Below are 16,658 nucleotides of genomic sequence, written 5' to 3' on the forward strand. Positions count from 1 at the left end.
AAGAACATGCTAGACTATAAAGTCTTAGTCCATTATCACAATCCCACTGGAGATTATTTCTCTTATGATATGTGGCAGTGGCAAATAAACCATTGGGGAAAGGAAGCAGCCTTTTCCAAACTTGATTATTTTGGTATTCAGGGAGAATTATCATTTGAGACCTGGGAGCCCTTAGATCATGCTCATGTGATTATCAAACGTTCAGACTGGTCTAGCCAGTCCTGTGACTATCATATTGATCTGTTACCGCCTCATCTGGTAACGGAAATTTGGCTGATTGAGGGAGATGCTCAGGTGTATTATTCCCTGCAGGCTGCAACGACAAGTCACCAGTATTCACGCCGTCGGCCGCATAACTTTGATATGGCCCTGAGAACAGACTATTTCGATGAATGCTGGGGCTATCAAGGCTGGTTGGGACACCGTCAGATGGACGGCGCACATATTTTCAAAGTTTGGGCACCGACAGCTAGGAAGGTAGAACTAGTAGTCTATGAATCAGCTTCCAATCAAGCTCCTGTTTATAAAATCTTCCCAATGCAAAAAGGAGATCGATATTCTCACGACCATAAGGAAAATACCATCGGTGTCTGGTCAGTTGAAATAGCAGAAGACTTGACCGGCAAAACTTATCACTATCATGTTAGCTTTGAATACCGTAATTTTTATACTCGAGATCCCTATACCGTTGCGACCAGTCCAGATGGCAAGCGCTCAGCGATTCTTGGAGCGGATGAGACAGAAGTAGTGGGTTTTCAGGTTAGACAGGGCAAAGAAGCTTTCTGGCGCTTGGATAATCCAAATCAAGCAGTGATTTATGAGATGCACATTCGGGATTTGACCAAGTCAGAGACTTCAGGCGTTGATAGTCAGCTGCGCGGGACCTTCTTGGGAGCCTGTCAAAAAGGCACTACCAATCATCTAGGGCAAAAGACAGGCTTTGACTATATCAGTGATTTAGGCGTTAATGTCGTCCAGCTTCAGCCTGTCTCTGACCGTCACAAGGACTATGATGAAAATGGAGAGCTAATCTACAACTGGGGCTATGACCCGCAGAATTATCATGCTCTGGAGACGAGCTTTTCCAGCAATCCTACTGACCCAGCGCAGGCTATTCGCGATTTGAAAACGATGATTCAGGCCTACCATGATGCGGGGATTTCTGTGACACTGGATGTTGTTTACAATCACATCTACTCGACCTATGATTCTGCTTTTCAGGCTACAGTACCCGATTATTACTATCGGATGAATCCTAACGGTTCTTTCCAAAATGGAACTGGAGTGGGGAGTGAGACGGCCAGCGAGCATGAGATGTTTCGCAAGTTTATGATTGACTCTCTGCTCTACTGGGTAGAGGAGTTCAATGTAGATGGCTTCCGCTTCGACCTGATGGGAATTCATGATGTGGAAACGATAAATGCCATCCGTCATGCTATGGATGAGGTAGATCCGAGAATCCTGCTCTATGGAGAAGGCTGGGATATGGGAACAGGCCTGAGACCAGAAGACAAGGCTAAGAAGGACAATGCCTATCAGTTGCCGCGGATTGGATTTTTCAATGATACAGAGCGGGATGCGGTTAAGGGAGCAGAAGTTTACGGTGGCATCAAGGCTGGCTTTGTCAGTGGTCAGGCGACGGAGGATATCGTCGCTAAGTCTATCCTTGGCAGCAGTGAGCTAGGCAGCTATCTCAGTCCTGATCAAGTCCTTAACTACGTGGAGGCTCACGACAATTTCAATCTGCATGATTTGCTTGCGGAGCTGCATCCCGATGATGATATTCTGACTCGTACCAAGCGGATTGAGCTGGCAACTGCCATGAACCTGCTCATGCAGGGTATGGCTTTCATGGAGGTCGGACAGGAATTTTCCCGTACTAAGCTCGTAGCTACGGGGGAGGATGGCCAAGTCCTGCATAGTGATCGCGAAAGGGCTATGAACAGTTACAATGCACCAGATGCAGTCAATCAGGTGAATTGGGATATTTTGCAGGATCATCAAGAGAGTATTGATTTTATCAAGAACATCATTCGCCTCAAGACAAGCTGCAAAGCCTTTTCTTATCAGACCTATGAAGATATTTATAAGCATGTCTTTGTCCAATCAGCCGAGCAGGGCAGTGGTTTGATTATCTTTGAGATTAAGGATGACAAGCATTATCAAGTCATTTTTAATGCTAGTGGCCTGACTTACTATCTGCCGAATGCAGATAAGCTGCGCCTCGTAGTTGGCAATAGCCGTCATAAGAAGCCTTTCTATGTTGAAAATCTGACGGTTTCTGTTTTTGAAGTTATTCAATAAGTTATTAGCTACATGAAAAGCGGCTCTTTGTCAACTGTAGTGGGTTGCTAAAAAGTCATATCCTGGAGAGGACTAAATCAGTCCTCTCCTTTTTGATATTCAACGCGATAAGGATTCTAGTTTTAAAGTTGTCAAAGTTCCGAAATCCGAAAGCATTTCGCTCATTCCTACAGCGGTTTTACCCACTACAGAAATTATAGAGCTACTTTTTCTACCACTTACTTAGGAAATCTTACCACTTACCGAAAAGGGGTAGATTTGCTATTGTCCATTTGTTAGGATAAGGGTGCAAAGGGGAAAATATATCTTAAGGAGGATATCATGAAACCATCATTTTTGAAAAACGCTGTGGCGTTAGTAAGCTGTGGCTTGCTCGCTTTTGGAGCGGCGCAAGTCCAAGCTGATGAGCAAAAGTTGCCGTCAGGCACACCTTACGACCAAATCGGTCAGAAAATTGAAAATTTCCACAAGGAACACGAAAAAACCAGCGCGGGACTGGCGGCAGCAGTCTTTGATAAGGACGGCCAAACCATTTACCAAAAGAACTTTGGCTATATGGACAAGGAAAAGAAGCTGGCTGTGGACGACAACTCGGTTTTTGAGTGGGGCTCTGCCACCAAATTGACCGTCTGGCTCAGCGTCATGCAGCTCTGGGAAGAAGGAAAAATTGACCTAAAAACAGATATAAAAGAGTATTTGCCCAAGGATTTCCTGAAACACCTCAAATACGACAAGCCCATTACCATGCTGGATCTGATGAACCACCAAGCGGGTTTTGATGAAACGCCGCTGAACACAGGAACAGGCAAGAGCTTGGAAGAATTACTAAAAAGCCAGCCCGCTCAAACTTATGAGCCAGGGACGGTGACATCCTATTCCAATTACAGTACAGCTCTAGCAGGCTATATCGTGGAGCGCATCAGCGGACAGGACTTTGCGGATTATGTCCACGAGCATATTTTCCAGCCTTTGGGCATGAACCATACCGCTCTCTTACCTGATTTGTCGGACAATACCTATGTCCGAGACAAGCGGCTGGGTGAGAAAACCTATGATACAAACGGAAGTTTATATCTAGATAAATTGCTTCCCGCGGATATTTATCCAGCGGGGCAGGCGACAGGGACTTTTGCCGATTTCAAGCGGTTCGCGCAAGCTCTTTTGAGAAAGGAAAAGCTCTTTAAGCGCCCAGAAACCTGGAATGAACTGTATCAGACAACTTCTACATTCTCAGATAAAGCAGTCGCTAAGAATGCCCACGGCTTTTGGGTGACAGAGTATGAGATAGGCTCTATTTTAGGGCACGGCGGTCATTCTTTTGCCGGTTTTTCAACCATGATTTCGCTGGATTTCAAGTCGGGTATCGGCATGGTTACCATGGTAAATCAGAGAGCAGAAGCCACCTTTTCTTTCGGTCTGCCCGATTTAGTCTTTGGCAAGAAAAAGCAAGCCCCTAACCAGTCTCAAAAAGACTTTCAGGAGGGCATGTATCGGTCTTCCCGCTCCATTCAGCAAGGCCCGACCTCTATTTCGCGCCTTACTCCTGTTTATACTTTTTATGTGAAAGATGTGATCAAAGACGGTCATCTGCTAGTCAGCAACTACTGGCTTTGGCAACATCGCCAAGGACGAACAGAAGTTGAAACAACCTATAATCATTTAGAAAAGCTCTCGCTTTGGGAGGTGGTAAAGGATTATGGTTCTGTCGCTCTGCTGGGTCTCGCAGTTGTTTATGCTGTGCTTGTTCTTTTGTTAGCTGCTTTGGGTAAGGTGTATCGCTTGCTTTTTGGGAAAGAAAGTAAAAGAGCGACTCCAAGAAGTTGGAAAATTTGGCATTATGGCACTTGCGGACTGATTTTGGTTAGCCTAGTCAATCTAGCAGGTCTCGTCATCGTTGCCGTTTCGGGCAAGTACATGCCCGATTATCGCTGGCAAGCCATTCTCTTTGCCCTGCTTGCACTGATTTTCTTAGTCAATGCTGGGTTGCCAATCTTTCTGCGTTCAAAATTCCAAGTGAGCAAGGGTCGAAAAATCTTGACCTACTTGACCAGCAGCGCTTCACTTATCGTCGTTCTCAATATCCTTTATTGGAGCCTTTACCAGTGGTGGGCACTTTAATAGAAAGGTAAGTATCATGAAAACATCATTTTTTAAACATTGCTTAACTGTGCTGACTTGCGGCTTGCTCGCTCTGGGAGCTGGTCACGCTTACGCTGACCAGCAGAAGTTGCCGTCAGGCACGCCTTACGACCAAATTGGTCAGAAAATTGAGGATTACTACAAGGAACACGAAAAAACCAGTGCGGGACTGGCGACATCTGTTTTTGACAAGGACGGACAAACCATTTACCAAAATAATTTTGGCTATGTAGACAAGGAAAAAAAGTTGGCGGTGGATGACAACTCAGTTTTCGAGTGGGGCTCTGCCACCAAGTTGACCGTCTGGGTCAGCGTCATGCAGCTTTGGGAAGAAGGCAAGATTGACCTTAAAACAGATATAAAAGAGTATCTGCCCAAGGATTTTCTCAAAGGCAAGCTCACATACGACAAGCCAATCACCATGCTGGATCTGATGAACCACCAAGCAGGCTTTGGAGACACGGGGCTTGCCAAGGGAACTAGTAAGAACTTGGGAGATACGCTCAAAAAAGTACATATCTATCAAGCCTATGAGCCGGGAACAGTGACAGCCTACTCTAACTTTGGGACGGCTCTGGCAGGATATATCGTCGAGCGGATTAGCAGACAATCTTATGCTGACTATGTCCACGAGCATATCTTTGAACCTTTAGATATGAGGCACACCGCTCTCTTACCCGATTTATCAGATAATCCCTATGTAGTAGAAAAACGTAAGGAAGTCAAAGGTTACACTAGAGACGGTCGGTTGATTGGCGAAGCTCCATATCTAATAGAAATGTACCCTGCTGGGCGAGCAACAGGAACCTTGGAAGATTTCAAGGCATTCGCTCAGGCACTCCTGCAAAAGAAGACACTTTTTAAGCGTTCAGAGACTTGGGACACCCTTTATACAGCAACCTCTAACTATCCTGATAGCGATCTTCCTACCAATGCTCATGGTTTTTGGAGTGACCTTTATCAAGACCAAGTTATCCTCGGGCACGGTGGTAATACAGCTGGTTTTTCATCAAGTTTGACCTTAGACTTAAAATCAGGTATCGCTGCTGTCATTTTAACGAACCAACTGGGCGAGAAAAATTATGTTGAGAAAATTCCCGAGCTGGTCTATGGGCAAAAGAAAGATGTTCCCAACAAAAAGAAAGAAGAACTCAAACCCGGCTTTTATCGTGACGCTAGTCAATTCTTTGGGCCTTTATCCATTGCGCGACTAAATATGGCGACCTTCTATATTGATAAAAATAGTGAAAATCGATTTTACTGGAGCTTGGAGAAAGTCGGTAAGCGAGAATTTATCAAGCGCCCAGTTTCTGATTACTTTAAACTATCTAACTGGGAAGTTGCCAAAGAATTCGGCAGTGTCATCCTATGGGGGTTAGCAATCTTCTATGCTCTTCTTAGTTTGGTATCTGCTTTACTGGTCAAGCTCTACCGGCTCCTTGCCAAGCGGACAAACCGCAAACCTGTGACACTTGCTTGGTCGCTCTGGCATTATCTGACTTGCGGACTTGTTTTGTCCACTGTACTCATAACCATTCTCATCGTGCAATATAATATGAACATCAGCGGCTCGCCAAATAACAGTGCTTGGCTCTATGTCATCTTTGCAATAACGGGTCTGCTGCTTCTTGCTAGTTCTGTTTTGCCAATTCTTCTGCGTTCAAAATTCCAAGTCAGCAAAGGCAGAAAAATCTTGACCTACTTGACCAGCAGCGCTTCACTTATCGTCGTTCTCAATATCCTTTATTGGAGCCTTTACCAGTGGTGGGCACTTTAATAGAAAGGTAAGTATCATGAAAACATCATTTTTGAAGAGCACTGTGGCGCTGCTGACTTGCGGCTTGCTCGCTTTTGGAGTAGCGCAAGTTCGAGCCGATGAGCAAAAATTGCCGTCGGGGACATCTTACGACCAAATCGGACAGAAGATTGAGGATTATTATCAGAAAAACGAGAAAACCAGCGCAGGACTGGCAACATCTATTTTTGACAAGGACGGTCAAACCATTTACCAAAATAATTTTGGCTATGTAGACAAGGAAAAAAAGTGGGCGGTGGATGACAACTCAGTTTTCGAGTGGGGCTCTGTAACGAAATTAACCGTCTGGGTCAGCGTCATGCAGCTCTGGGAAGAGGGGAAAATTGACCTAAAAACCGACATCAAAGAGTATCTGCCCAAGGATTTTCTCAAAAGCAAGCTCAAATTTGACAAACCCATTACCATGCTTGACCTCATGAACCACCAAGCAGGCTTCGCAGATGTTGACTTGGCCAAAAATGAAGACAAAGACCTAGCCCATACGCTACAAAAGGCGCCGATTATTCAAGCCTATGAGCCGGGGACAATAACTGCTTATTCCAATTTTGGAACGGTGCTTGCTGGCTACATCGTCGAGCGGATTAGCGGACAATCTTACGCTGACTATGTGCACGAGCATATTTTTCAGCCCTTAGGTATGAAGCACACCGCTATTTTGCCCGATTTTTCGGATAATGACTATGTGGTCGAAAAACGCAAGGAAATCAAGGGCTACACCTCAGACGGTCAGCTGATTGGCGAGGCAAACAAGCCTAATCCTTACTATCCGAGCGGGCGAGCAACAGGAACTTTGAAAGACTTTAAGACCTTTGCCCAAGCACTCCTGCAAAAGAAGACACTTTTTAGGCGCGCGGAAACTTGGGACACCCTTTATACGGCGACTTCGACTTTTCCTGATAGCAAACTCCCAATCAATGCTCACGGATTTTGGAGTGACCTTTATCAAGACCGCGTTATCCTCGGTCACGGTGGTAATACGGCTGGCTTTTCATCCATATTAACTTTGGATTTCAAATCAGGTATCGCTACCGTCATTTTAACCAATCAACAATACGAAAGTAACTATCTTAAAAAAATTCCTGAGCTGATTTATGGAAACAAGGCAACTACTTCAGAGAAGATAAAAGCAGAGTTTAAACCGGGCGTTTATCGCTCAAGTCGCGTTTTCACCAATGCCTTATCAATCACGCGCATTGCTCCGCCAATAACTAACTATCTTGAGAAAAATAGTAAATTTATCACTCAAAAATACTGGGAATTGGAGAAAAACGGCAAGCAAGAACGGCTGAAATTGCCTATCGCAGACTACCTTAAACTTTCCACATGGGATGTAGTCAAGGATTACGGCAGTCTCGTCTTGTGGTGCCTCGCTGCTTTCTATGCCCTCCTCATCCCTGTATCTGCTTTACTGGTCAAACTCTATCGGCTTCTTTTCAAGCGGAAAAATCACAAACTTACACCGCTTGCTTGGTCGCTCTGGCAATACCTGACTTGCGGGTTCATTCTATCTACCATGCTCCTGCTTTACTTCTTTATCCAAAGCGTCCTGAGTCTACATTCCTCACCAAACAGCCGTGTTTGGCTTTCTATGGGCTTTGCAGCTGTGGGAGTTAGCCTCCTGGTTAGCCTTATTGCCTCATTCTTCCTGCGCTCAAAATTCCAAGTGAGCAAGGGTCGAAAAATCTTGACCTACTTGACCAGCAGTGCTTCACTTATCGTCGTTCTCAATCTCCTCTACTGGAGCCTATATAAGTGGTGGACGCTCTACTAAAAGAAAGGAAAGTTATGACCCATTCTCAAAAAATCGAAACAATGATTCAAAACGGCTCCGACCAACTCTACACCGTTTGCTATCCCAATCCTGACAAGGAAACGATTATCCTGCTGCACGGTGGACCGGGAACGCCTGATGACTTCAAGCTCTTTATCCCTAAGCTCGAAAAAGATTATCAACTGATTGTCTTTCACCAGCGGGGAACGAGGAAATCGCCCTGTCCGAGTGGCGACTACAGCATGGAGGCCTACATTGCAGACATCAACACAATCGCCGACCACTTCAATGTAGATAAATTTCACCTTTTGGGGCATTCCTGGGGTGGATTGTACGCGCAAATCTACGCCAGCAAAATCCCTGAGCGGCTCCTTAGTCTCTTTCTTTCCTCGCCGGGAACAGGCACGGGCAAGCAGTGGAAACAAATGGAAAAGGAAATGATGAATTACAATAAAAATCACTGCACGACTATCGAATGGCTGAAAATGGGAATCTATTCTCTGCTGGGAGGTCTTGGCAGTTCCAAGGCTTCGCAGGATCTCTATCGTCAGGTTGCTCGCAATTACAATGCCGACTATCCAGCCTTTCGCGATGTGACGTTTAACTTGAGCAATGTTTCAGTCCGGGCAGGCAATCAGACAAGAAAGGAAATTATGGCCTATCCTCTCTTGCCCCGCCTAGAACATCCTGCTTTTCCTATTACCGTGACTTTCGGTGACAATGATATTTTTGGTGCCAGCATGCACTTTGTCATCAGCCGCTATCCCAGCGCTCAGGTGTTCACGATTAAAAACAGCGGCCACTTTCCATTTTTCCACAATCCAGAAGACTACTTTGCTATCTTGCACCAGCATTTTCAACCTTAGCATGAACCTCTAAAGTTTTCTAACTTTAGAGGTTTTCACTTATCTGCAACTTATCCCTCTTTTTCGGGCTCTTTGTCAACTGTAGTGGGTTGATGAAAAGTTATAATCTGGAGAGGACTAAATCAGTCCTCTCCTTTTTGATGTTCAAAGCGATGAGGATTCTAGTTTTAAAATTGTCAAAGTTCCGAAAGCCGAAAGCGTTTCGCTTGATGACTTTGATGAAGTTGTTAGTAGCTTCTAGTTTTGCGTTTGAGTAGGGCAGTTCCAGTGCGTTCAGGCTCTTATCCTTGTTTTTCAAGAAGGTCTTAAAAACAATTTGAAAAATAGGATTTACATAAGAAATGGTATCTTTAATGAGTCCAAAGAAATGCTCAGTTTTTTTCTCTTGAAAATGAAAAAGCAGGAGTTGGTAGAGTTTATAGTGTTCTCGGAGTTCTTGAGAGCAAGAGAGAAGTTTTTCTAGAATCTCTCCGCTGGTCAAGTGCATGCGAAAAGTTGGACGGTAAAAGCGTTTATGGCTGAGTTTACGGCTCTCCTGTTGAATGAGTTTCCAGTAGCGTTTCAGTGCCTTATATTCGTGTGATTTTCGATCAAATTGATTCATGATTTGAACACGAACACGACTCATAGCACGGCTGAGATGTTGCACAATGTGAAAGCGATCAAGGACGATTTTAGCGTTTGGGAATAGTTTTCTGGCAATATCGTAGTAGGGACTAAACATGTCCATGGTAATGATTTTGACTTGGTTTCGGACCTGTCTGGAATAGCGCAGAAAGTGATTGCGAATCGTTGCTTGAGTCCGCCCATCTTAAGATAGCTATAATCTTTCTGGAATCGAAATCCTGTGCAATGAAGCTCATCTCTATCTGCCGATTGAAACAGTCACTTCCCTGACTGTTTCCACATCCCAGCTCATGTGTTCTGGAAGGTAGTTGAGGTTTGCCTTGAACTTGAATTCTTTCAACTTACGAATGACGGTGGAAGTAGATACAGATAAACTTTCGGCGATAGCTATCAGAGGGACTTTCTCGATTAATTTTTGGGCAATTTTCTACTTGACGATGGTTGCAATTTGGTGATTCTTCTTGACTAAGGAAGTCTCTGCGACCGCCATTTTCCTACAGATTTTACAGTGGAAACGGCGCTTTCTCAATCGAACGAGAGTCTTGTAACCTGCACACTCTAAATAGGGAATTTTTACTTCTTTCTGGAAGTCATATTTAGCCATTTGTCCTTGGCAGTGAGTGCATTTAGGAGCGGGATAATCTAGCTTAGCGATGATTTCTTTATGTGTACCAGCATCTAGAACATCCAAGATAGTGATATTCTGGTCTTTTATTCCCAGTAAGTTTGTGATAAAATTGAACTGTTCCATAAGAGTCTTTCTAGTGATAGTTTCATCGCTTTTCATTATAGGACTTATGGGACTTTTTTTCTACAACAAATAGGCTCCATCATTCCTACAGCGGTTTTACCCACTACAGAAATTATAGAGCCTGAAAAGCCTTAAGTCCATTGGACTTAAGGCTCTTGCTATCTATGGATTGGCTGTGGAACTAGAGCTGGAAGAGCTCGAGTCTTCCTGACTGCTGTCTTCGTCGCTGCTGCTAGTTTGGAACTGCTCTGGATGCAGTGCCCTATAGCTTGGTGAATTAAAGAGGTCCACAGTGGAGACATTGCCTCGCTTAGAGTAAAGACTGGTTGATTGGTCGCCTTTTTCCTTTTCAATAGCCAACAAGGCCTTCATTGAATTAAGATAAGAGTAATCTTTAGGGTTGACCTTGCCTAAGTCATTCCCCTTGTAGAAACGAATCAAGTCGCCGGTCTGAATAGCGTCACTTATCTTCAGCTGAGTATTGGCAGCATTGCGAATCTCATCCAGCTCCTTCTTGATGGTTTCGTCAGGATTAGTAATTTCCTCACCGGTCTGGGTGTAGTAGGTCCGTCCATTGAAGCTAGTGTATTTTGGAGTGACAAAGTTATTGCTGGAGCGGAAGGCTGTGATTTGCTGATGCTGAGATGACAGCAGGTCTTGTCCAACTTGAAGGTAGTTCTTAGAGTCAATGCCCAGTAAATGCTCCAATGTTGGCAGCATATCTACTTGACCACCGTATGTATCAATGATCTTTCCTTTGTCCATGCCAGGTACCACTACCATGTATGGTACGCGCTGCATCATAGCATTGTCATAATTGGACCAAGTCTCAGAAGTCTTTCCTACAAGAGGGGCTAAGTTAGGATTACGGGTTTGGGAAATTCCAAAATGGTCTCCGTAGAGAACGATAATAGAGTTGTCATAGAGGCCGGATTCTTTGAGATAGTCAAACAAGGCCTTGACAGAAGAATCTAGATAGTTGGCAGTGGCAAAGTAACCGTTGATGGTTTCATCCTTGGTCTTGGCCAGTGGGAAGCCAATCTCGTCACCAATCAGACTTGTCGTGTAAGGATAGTGATTGGAAACCGTGATATACTTAGCATAGAAAGGCTGCTGCAGGTGTTCCAGATATTTGATGGAATCTTTCAGCATAATCTTGTCATTCAAACCATACTGGAAGGAGTTGGTGTCGTCCTGCTTGGTAAAGTAAGATGCATCGAAGAAATAGTTATAACCCCATTGCTTGTAAGCAGTATTACGGTTCCAGAAGCTTCCTGTATTTCCGTGGAAAACAGCAGAAGTGTAGCCGCCATTTTTGGAAAGAATAAAAGGTGCAGCTTGCTGGGTATTGGTACCACCGTAGTTGACCATAAAGGAGCCTTGGTTGAGACCGAAGAGCCCAGTTTCAATCATGGTTTCAGCATCAGAAGTCTTACCAGCCTTGACCTGGTTGAAGACATTAGAGAAAGCCAGAGTCGAATTGGAGTGGTAGAGGGAATTGAGGAAAGGTGTCACCTCGTACTCTTTCCCATCTGCCTGCAGCTTATAGTCAATCAGGAACTGCTGGAAGCTTTCCAGATGGACATAGATGACGTTGCGTCCTTTGGCAATCCCGTAATATTCTGGATTTGGTTCCGCATAGTGGGATTGGATATATTCTGTTACTGGTTCCAAGTCTTTTTCAGAAGCTTTGGAGCGCTCACGATTGGCGGTATATGTCTGGTTAGCACTGTAACCTAGAAAGGCTGGCAAGCCCAGAGCCCGAACGACATAATAGTTGGAAAATCCACGTGATAAGAGCTCAGGCCGGTCAATTTCAGCCAAGAAAAGGTTGGCTGAGAACAGCATAGCGGACAGGGAGGTCACAGCAAAGCTGGCGCGTTTATTGAAAGGCCGGTCATCCATGCGGATGTATTTCTTAAAGAATAAGAAAGCCAAAATCGGGAAATCAATCAGATAAAGAATATCCCAAGGGCGGAAGAGCTCAAGTGCTGCTTCCCCAAGTCCAGCAGAAACGCTGCTAGAAGCCAGCATAGTATTGACTGTAACAAAGTCGCTGAACTCGCGGTAGTAAATGGAGTTAGATACCAGCCAAGCAAAGAGGAGTAGATAGATTCCGAAGGCCAGGCTGTAGAATAATTTGGTTCGTTTTACATAAAGTGCCAGTCCCAGCAGCAAGAGGCTGATAGGGAAAGGGTTGATAATAGCTAAAAATACTTGATAAAGACCTTGAATATCGAGGTTGAAATCAATCGTGTAGGCCCACATGGTTTTTATCCAATAGAGGACCAGTAAAATCAAGACAAAACCTAGTCTCGTACTCATGAAATTGAGTAAATTCTTGGTTATTTTTTTCACAAAAAGTTACTTCCTTGTCTTATTTCCTAAAAATTTTCTCCTCTAAGTATAACATAATTTCTCTAGTTAAGGAAAATTTGAGCCGCATTTGAGATATTTTAAATCGGCGAAATTGTAATATTTCTATAAAAGCCTTATCCTCTCTATAGAGAGGTTTATAGTCGTTTTGCACTCGTTTGTGAAATCTTTTATTAACTCAAATGTAAAATATGTTTTGAGAATTTTCACAATCTTTGGTATAATATAATTTATGAATAAACTTACTGTTACTCGAGAGGCAGAAGAAAAACTGAGAAAGGGCATTCTTTTATTAGATAAAAAGGATTTTGGCGCTCTTTCTCTTCAGAATCAATGTGTGGAGCTGCAAAACCGTCAGGGCAAGTTCTTAGGCACAGCTTATCTCTCTCCGCAGAATAAGGGAGTAGGCTGGCTGATTTCCCAGAAGAAGGTAGAGCTGAACTCGGATTTTTTTCAAACTCTCTTTGAGCAGGCTAAGAGCAGACGTTCTACTTATTTCCATTCGTCTGACACGACAGCCTTTCGACTCTTTAATCAAGAGGGGGATGGCTTCGGTGGCTTCACGGTGGATTTCTACAATGACTTTGCGCTCTTTTCTTGGTACAATGACTTTGTCTTTGCTATCAAGGAGCAGATTCTGACAGCCTTCGCTATGGTTTTCCCAGAGATTCAGGGAGCTTATGAAAAGATTCGTTTCAAGGGTTTGGACTACGAATCGGCTCATCTCTACGGAGCGGAAGCTCCAGAAACCTTCACAGTCTTGGAGAACGGTGTTCGCTATCAGGTTTTTCTGAATGATGGTCTCATGACCGGTATCTTTCTGGATCAGCACGATGTGCGTGCTAGTCTGGTAGATGGTCTGGCTGCCGGTAAAAGTTTACTCAATATGTTTTCCTATACAGCTGCTTTTTCAGTAGCTGCAGCCATAGGCGGTGCCAGTAAGACAGTATCAGTTGATTTGGCCAAACGCAGCCGTGAGCTGTCAGAAGCTCATTTTCTGGCCAATGGTCTGACACTGGATCAGCATCGCTTTCAGGTGATGGATGTCTTTGATTATTTCAAGTACGCTAAGCGTCACGCTCTAAGTTTTGATGTCATTGTGATAGATCCGCCTAGCTTTGCTAGAAATAAAAAGCGGACATTCTCGGTTGCTAAAGATTATCATCGTTTGGTTGCACAAGCTTTGGAAATCCTGAATCCTCAGGGAATCATGATTTTAAGTACCAATGCAGCCAATCTTTCCAAAAGTAAGTTTAAACAAGAAATTGAAAAAGGCCTTGCCGGCAGAAAGCACCGCTATCTTGCGGAGTATGGCTTGCCAGCAGACTTTGTCTATAATAAAAAAGACGGGAGCAGTAATTACCTCAAGGTATTTACAATAAAGGTGGACCAATGAAATTAGTCGTTTCTGTAATGCCCAAGAGTTTAGAAGAAGCTCAAGAAATTGATGTATCACGCTACGAAGATGCGGATATTATTGAATGGCGGGCGGATTTTCTGGCCAAGGATGACATTTTAAATGTTGCGCCAGCTATTTTTGAAAAATTTGCCGGACGTGAATTAATTTTCACCTTGCGAACCCGTCAGGAAGGCGGAGAAATCGAACTATCCGATGATGAATACGTAGCTCTCATCAAGGAAGTAGCCGGTTTTTACCAGCCGGATTATATCGACTTTGAATATTTCTCTCACAAAGGGAAATTTGAAGAAATGCTAGAGTTTCCTAATCTGGTGCTGAGCTACCACAACTTTGAGGAGACGCCTGAAAATATGATGGAAATCCTGTCTGAGCTGACTTCTCTGACCCCTAAGGTGGTCAAGGTTTCTGTCATGGCTCACAATGAGCAGGATGTGCTGGACTTGATGAACTATACTCGCGGTTTTAAGACTTTGAATCCTGAGCAAGATTTTGTCACCATTTCCATGGGAAAAGTTGGCAAGATTTCACGCATTGCGGCTGATTTGACAGGTTCCAGCTGGTCTTTTGCCAGTCAGGATATGGCGTCAGCACCCGGTCAGATTTCTCTGAGTAATATGAAGAAAATCCAGGAGATTTTGAATGAGAATTAATGGCCACACCCGCATGGCTGCTGTGGTTGCCAAGCCAATTAAGCACAGTATTTCTCCTCTTATTCACAATATGGCTTTTGAAAAGACTGGTGTCAATGGTGTCTATCTAGCTTGGGAAGTAGAAGCAAAGGATCTGCAGGCCAGTATAGAAAATATCCGCAGATTCGATATGTTTGGTGTCAATCTTTCCATGCCCTATAAGCAGGAAGTGATACCTTATCTGGACGAGCTGGATGTCAGTGCCCGTCTTATCGGAGCAGTCAATACGGTTGTGAATAAAAATGGAATTTTAGTTGGTTATAACACAGATGGCAAGGGATTTTTTAAGAGCTTGCCTTCTTTTGCTATTCAGGGCAAAAAAATGACAATTTTGGGAGCAGGTGGAGCAGCGACAGCTATTATTGCTCAAGCAGCTTTGGATAAGGCAGAGGAAATTTTTGTTTTCACTCGGCAGGCTTCCTATGAGAAGATTGTCAGAAAGATGACAGCTATCAGCCACCAATCCAAGAGTTGTATCCAGGTACTAACTTTGGAAGATGCGGATAGCTTGCAGGATACAATCAACCAATCAGACCTTCTGGTCAATGGGACTAGTCTTGGCATGGATGGCATCAGCATGCCCCTGCCTGAACAGATTGAGCTGCCTAGCCAGATTTTAGTTGCAGATGTTATCTACCAACCTTTCGAAACTCCCTTTCTCAAATGGGCCAGAAATCAAAATGTCACAGCGGTCAATGGACTCGGTATGCTGCTCTATCAGGGAGCAGAAGCCTTTGAGCTTTGGACCGGCAAGACTATGCCCAGTCAGGAAATTTGGCAATGTTTAGAAGAATTGTATAAATAAGGAGGCGCTTATGAAACTAAATGTGAATCTCCCGCATCATCCCTATGATATTCTCATTGAAAAGGGGGCTTTATCTCAGGCTGGAAGTTGGCTGAGTCAGCTTTGGCAGCCTCAGAAGGTAGTTATCGTCACGGACAATCGAGTGGCTCGACTCTATGCTGAAAAGGTCAAGCTGAGCTTGGAAGCGGCTGGGTTTGAGACTTTTGTCTTTGACTTTTTGGAGGGTGAAGCCAGCAAGAACTTAAAGACGGTCAACAAAGTCTATGAGTTTTTGGTTAAGGTTGGTCTGACCCGCAGTGACGGCATTGTAGCCTTGGGAGGCGGCGTTGTTGGTGATTTGGCAGGCTTTGCCGCTTCGACCTATATGCGGGGTGTGCATTTTGTGCAGATTCCGACCAGTCTGACTGCTCAAGTGGACTCCTCTATCGGTGGTAAGACAGGTGTCAATACACCTTGGGCCAAGAATATGGTCGGCACTTTTACCCAGCCTGACGGAGTTCTGATTGATCCAGAAGTCTTGCATACTTTGGGTCAGCGGGAACTGATTGAAGGCATGGGCGAGGTGGTCAAGTACGGTTTGATTGAGGACAAGGAACTCTGGAATGAGCTTTCGGAAATGGATGGCAGTCCAGAGTCAATTTTGGAGCATGCCGAAAGCATCATTTACCATTCCTGTGATGTCAAGCGTAAGATTGTGGTCGAGGACGAGCTGGATAATGGTGTTCGCCTTTACCTGAACTTCGGCCATACTATTGGGCACGCTATTGAAGCGACAGCGGGCTATGGAAAAGTCATGCACGGTGAAGCCGTGGCGATTGGCATGGTACAGGTTTCCCGCGTAGCTGAAAAGAAAGGCCTCATGCCAGCTGGAATTACAGAAGACATCGTCCGTATGTGTCAGAAGTTTGGCTTGCCGGTGGATTATCAGCCTTGGAATGAGAATGCTCTTTATCAGGCACTGACCCATGATAAGAAGGCACGAGGCAACTCTATCAAGCTAGTACTGGTTCCTAAGTTGGGTTCGGCTAGTATTCACCAGATTCCGCTGGAAGAGATGAAAGAATTTCTGAAGAAATAAGTGCCAGATGGAATTA

Annotated in this window: 10 protein-coding genes and 1 pseudogene; 9 read left to right on the forward strand and 2 right to left on the reverse strand. The window is 44.4% G+C overall.

The genetic code is table 11. The features are described 5' to 3' along the window. The first annotated feature begins 6 nt into the window (after positions 1-6). The 5 genes from pulA to RWX26_RS00100 all read left to right on the forward strand — a co-directional run bounded on the left by pulA (position 7) and on the right by RWX26_RS00100 (position 8,896). On the forward strand, positions 7-2,304 hold the full coding sequence (gene pulA / locus RWX26_RS00080) for a type I pullulanase (RefSeq protein ID WP_314577958.1): 2,298 nt from the start codon (positions 7-9) through the stop codon (positions 2,302-2,304). A 321-nt stretch (positions 2,305-2,625) separates the two neighbouring features. After that, positions 2,626-4,422 (forward strand): serine hydrolase domain-containing protein, encoded by a 1,797-nt coding sequence (locus RWX26_RS00085; protein WP_314577963.1) that lies wholly within the window; start codon positions 2,626-2,628, stop codon positions 4,420-4,422. A 16-nt stretch (positions 4,423-4,438) separates the two neighbouring features. Continuing rightward, positions 4,439-6,220 (forward strand): serine hydrolase domain-containing protein, encoded by a 1,782-nt coding sequence (locus RWX26_RS00090; RefSeq protein WP_061589238.1) that lies wholly within the window; start codon positions 4,439-4,441, stop codon positions 6,218-6,220. A 16-nt stretch (positions 6,221-6,236) separates the two neighbouring features. Then, on the forward strand, positions 6,237-8,030 hold the full coding sequence (locus RWX26_RS00095) for a serine hydrolase domain-containing protein (protein WP_314577967.1): 1,794 nt from the start codon (positions 6,237-6,239) through the stop codon (positions 8,028-8,030). A gap of 14 nt (positions 8,031-8,044) precedes the next feature. After that, on the forward strand, positions 8,045-8,896 hold the full coding sequence (locus RWX26_RS00100; RefSeq protein ID WP_314577969.1) for an alpha/beta hydrolase: 852 nt from the start codon (positions 8,045-8,047) through the stop codon (positions 8,894-8,896). Positions 8,897-8,996: 100 nt separating this feature from the next. On the opposite strand, the pseudogene RWX26_RS00105 reads toward RWX26_RS00100, so the two are convergent. Next, positions 8,997-10,274: pseudogene (locus RWX26_RS00105) on the reverse strand (ISL3 family transposase). Positions 10,275-10,436: 162 nt separating this feature from the next. After that, positions 10,437-12,632: an LTA synthase family protein gene (locus tag RWX26_RS00110; protein ID WP_314577971.1), complete on the reverse strand. Its 2,196-nt coding sequence runs from the start codon at positions 12,630-12,632 to the stop codon at positions 10,437-10,439. 250 nt (positions 12,633-12,882) lie between these two features. On the opposite strand from RWX26_RS00110, the gene RWX26_RS00115 reads away from it, so the two are divergent. Genes RWX26_RS00115 through aroB form a run of 4 tightly spaced genes read left to right on the forward strand, consistent with a single transcriptional unit; the run spans position 12,883 to position 16,642 of the window. Continuing rightward, on the forward strand, positions 12,883-14,046 hold the full coding sequence (locus RWX26_RS00115) for a class I SAM-dependent rRNA methyltransferase (protein ID WP_314577973.1): 1,164 nt from the start codon (positions 12,883-12,885) through the stop codon (positions 14,044-14,046). Further along, positions 14,043-14,720, forward strand: coding sequence for a type I 3-dehydroquinate dehydratase (aroD, locus tag RWX26_RS00120; RefSeq protein WP_002906180.1), 678 nt, complete (start codon positions 14,043-14,045; stop codon positions 14,718-14,720). Before RWX26_RS00115 ends, aroD begins: the two co-directional genes overlap by 4 nt. Beyond that, entirely contained in the window at positions 14,710-15,564 is an 855-nt protein-coding gene (locus tag RWX26_RS00125) for a shikimate dehydrogenase (RefSeq protein WP_314577976.1), read from the forward strand. The genes aroD and RWX26_RS00125 overlap by 11 nt, the downstream gene beginning before the upstream one ends. Positions 15,565-15,574: 10 nt before the next feature. Further along, complete coding sequence (gene aroB / locus RWX26_RS00130; protein WP_314577979.1) at positions 15,575-16,642, forward strand: 3-dehydroquinate synthase; 1,068 nt, start codon at positions 15,575-15,577, stop codon at positions 16,640-16,642. Positions 16,643-16,658 lie beyond the last annotated feature (16 nt).

The organism is uncultured Streptococcus sp., from assembly GCF_963536705.1.
In the GTDB taxonomy this organism is placed as follows: Bacteria; Bacillota; Bacilli; order Lactobacillales; family Streptococcaceae; genus Streptococcus.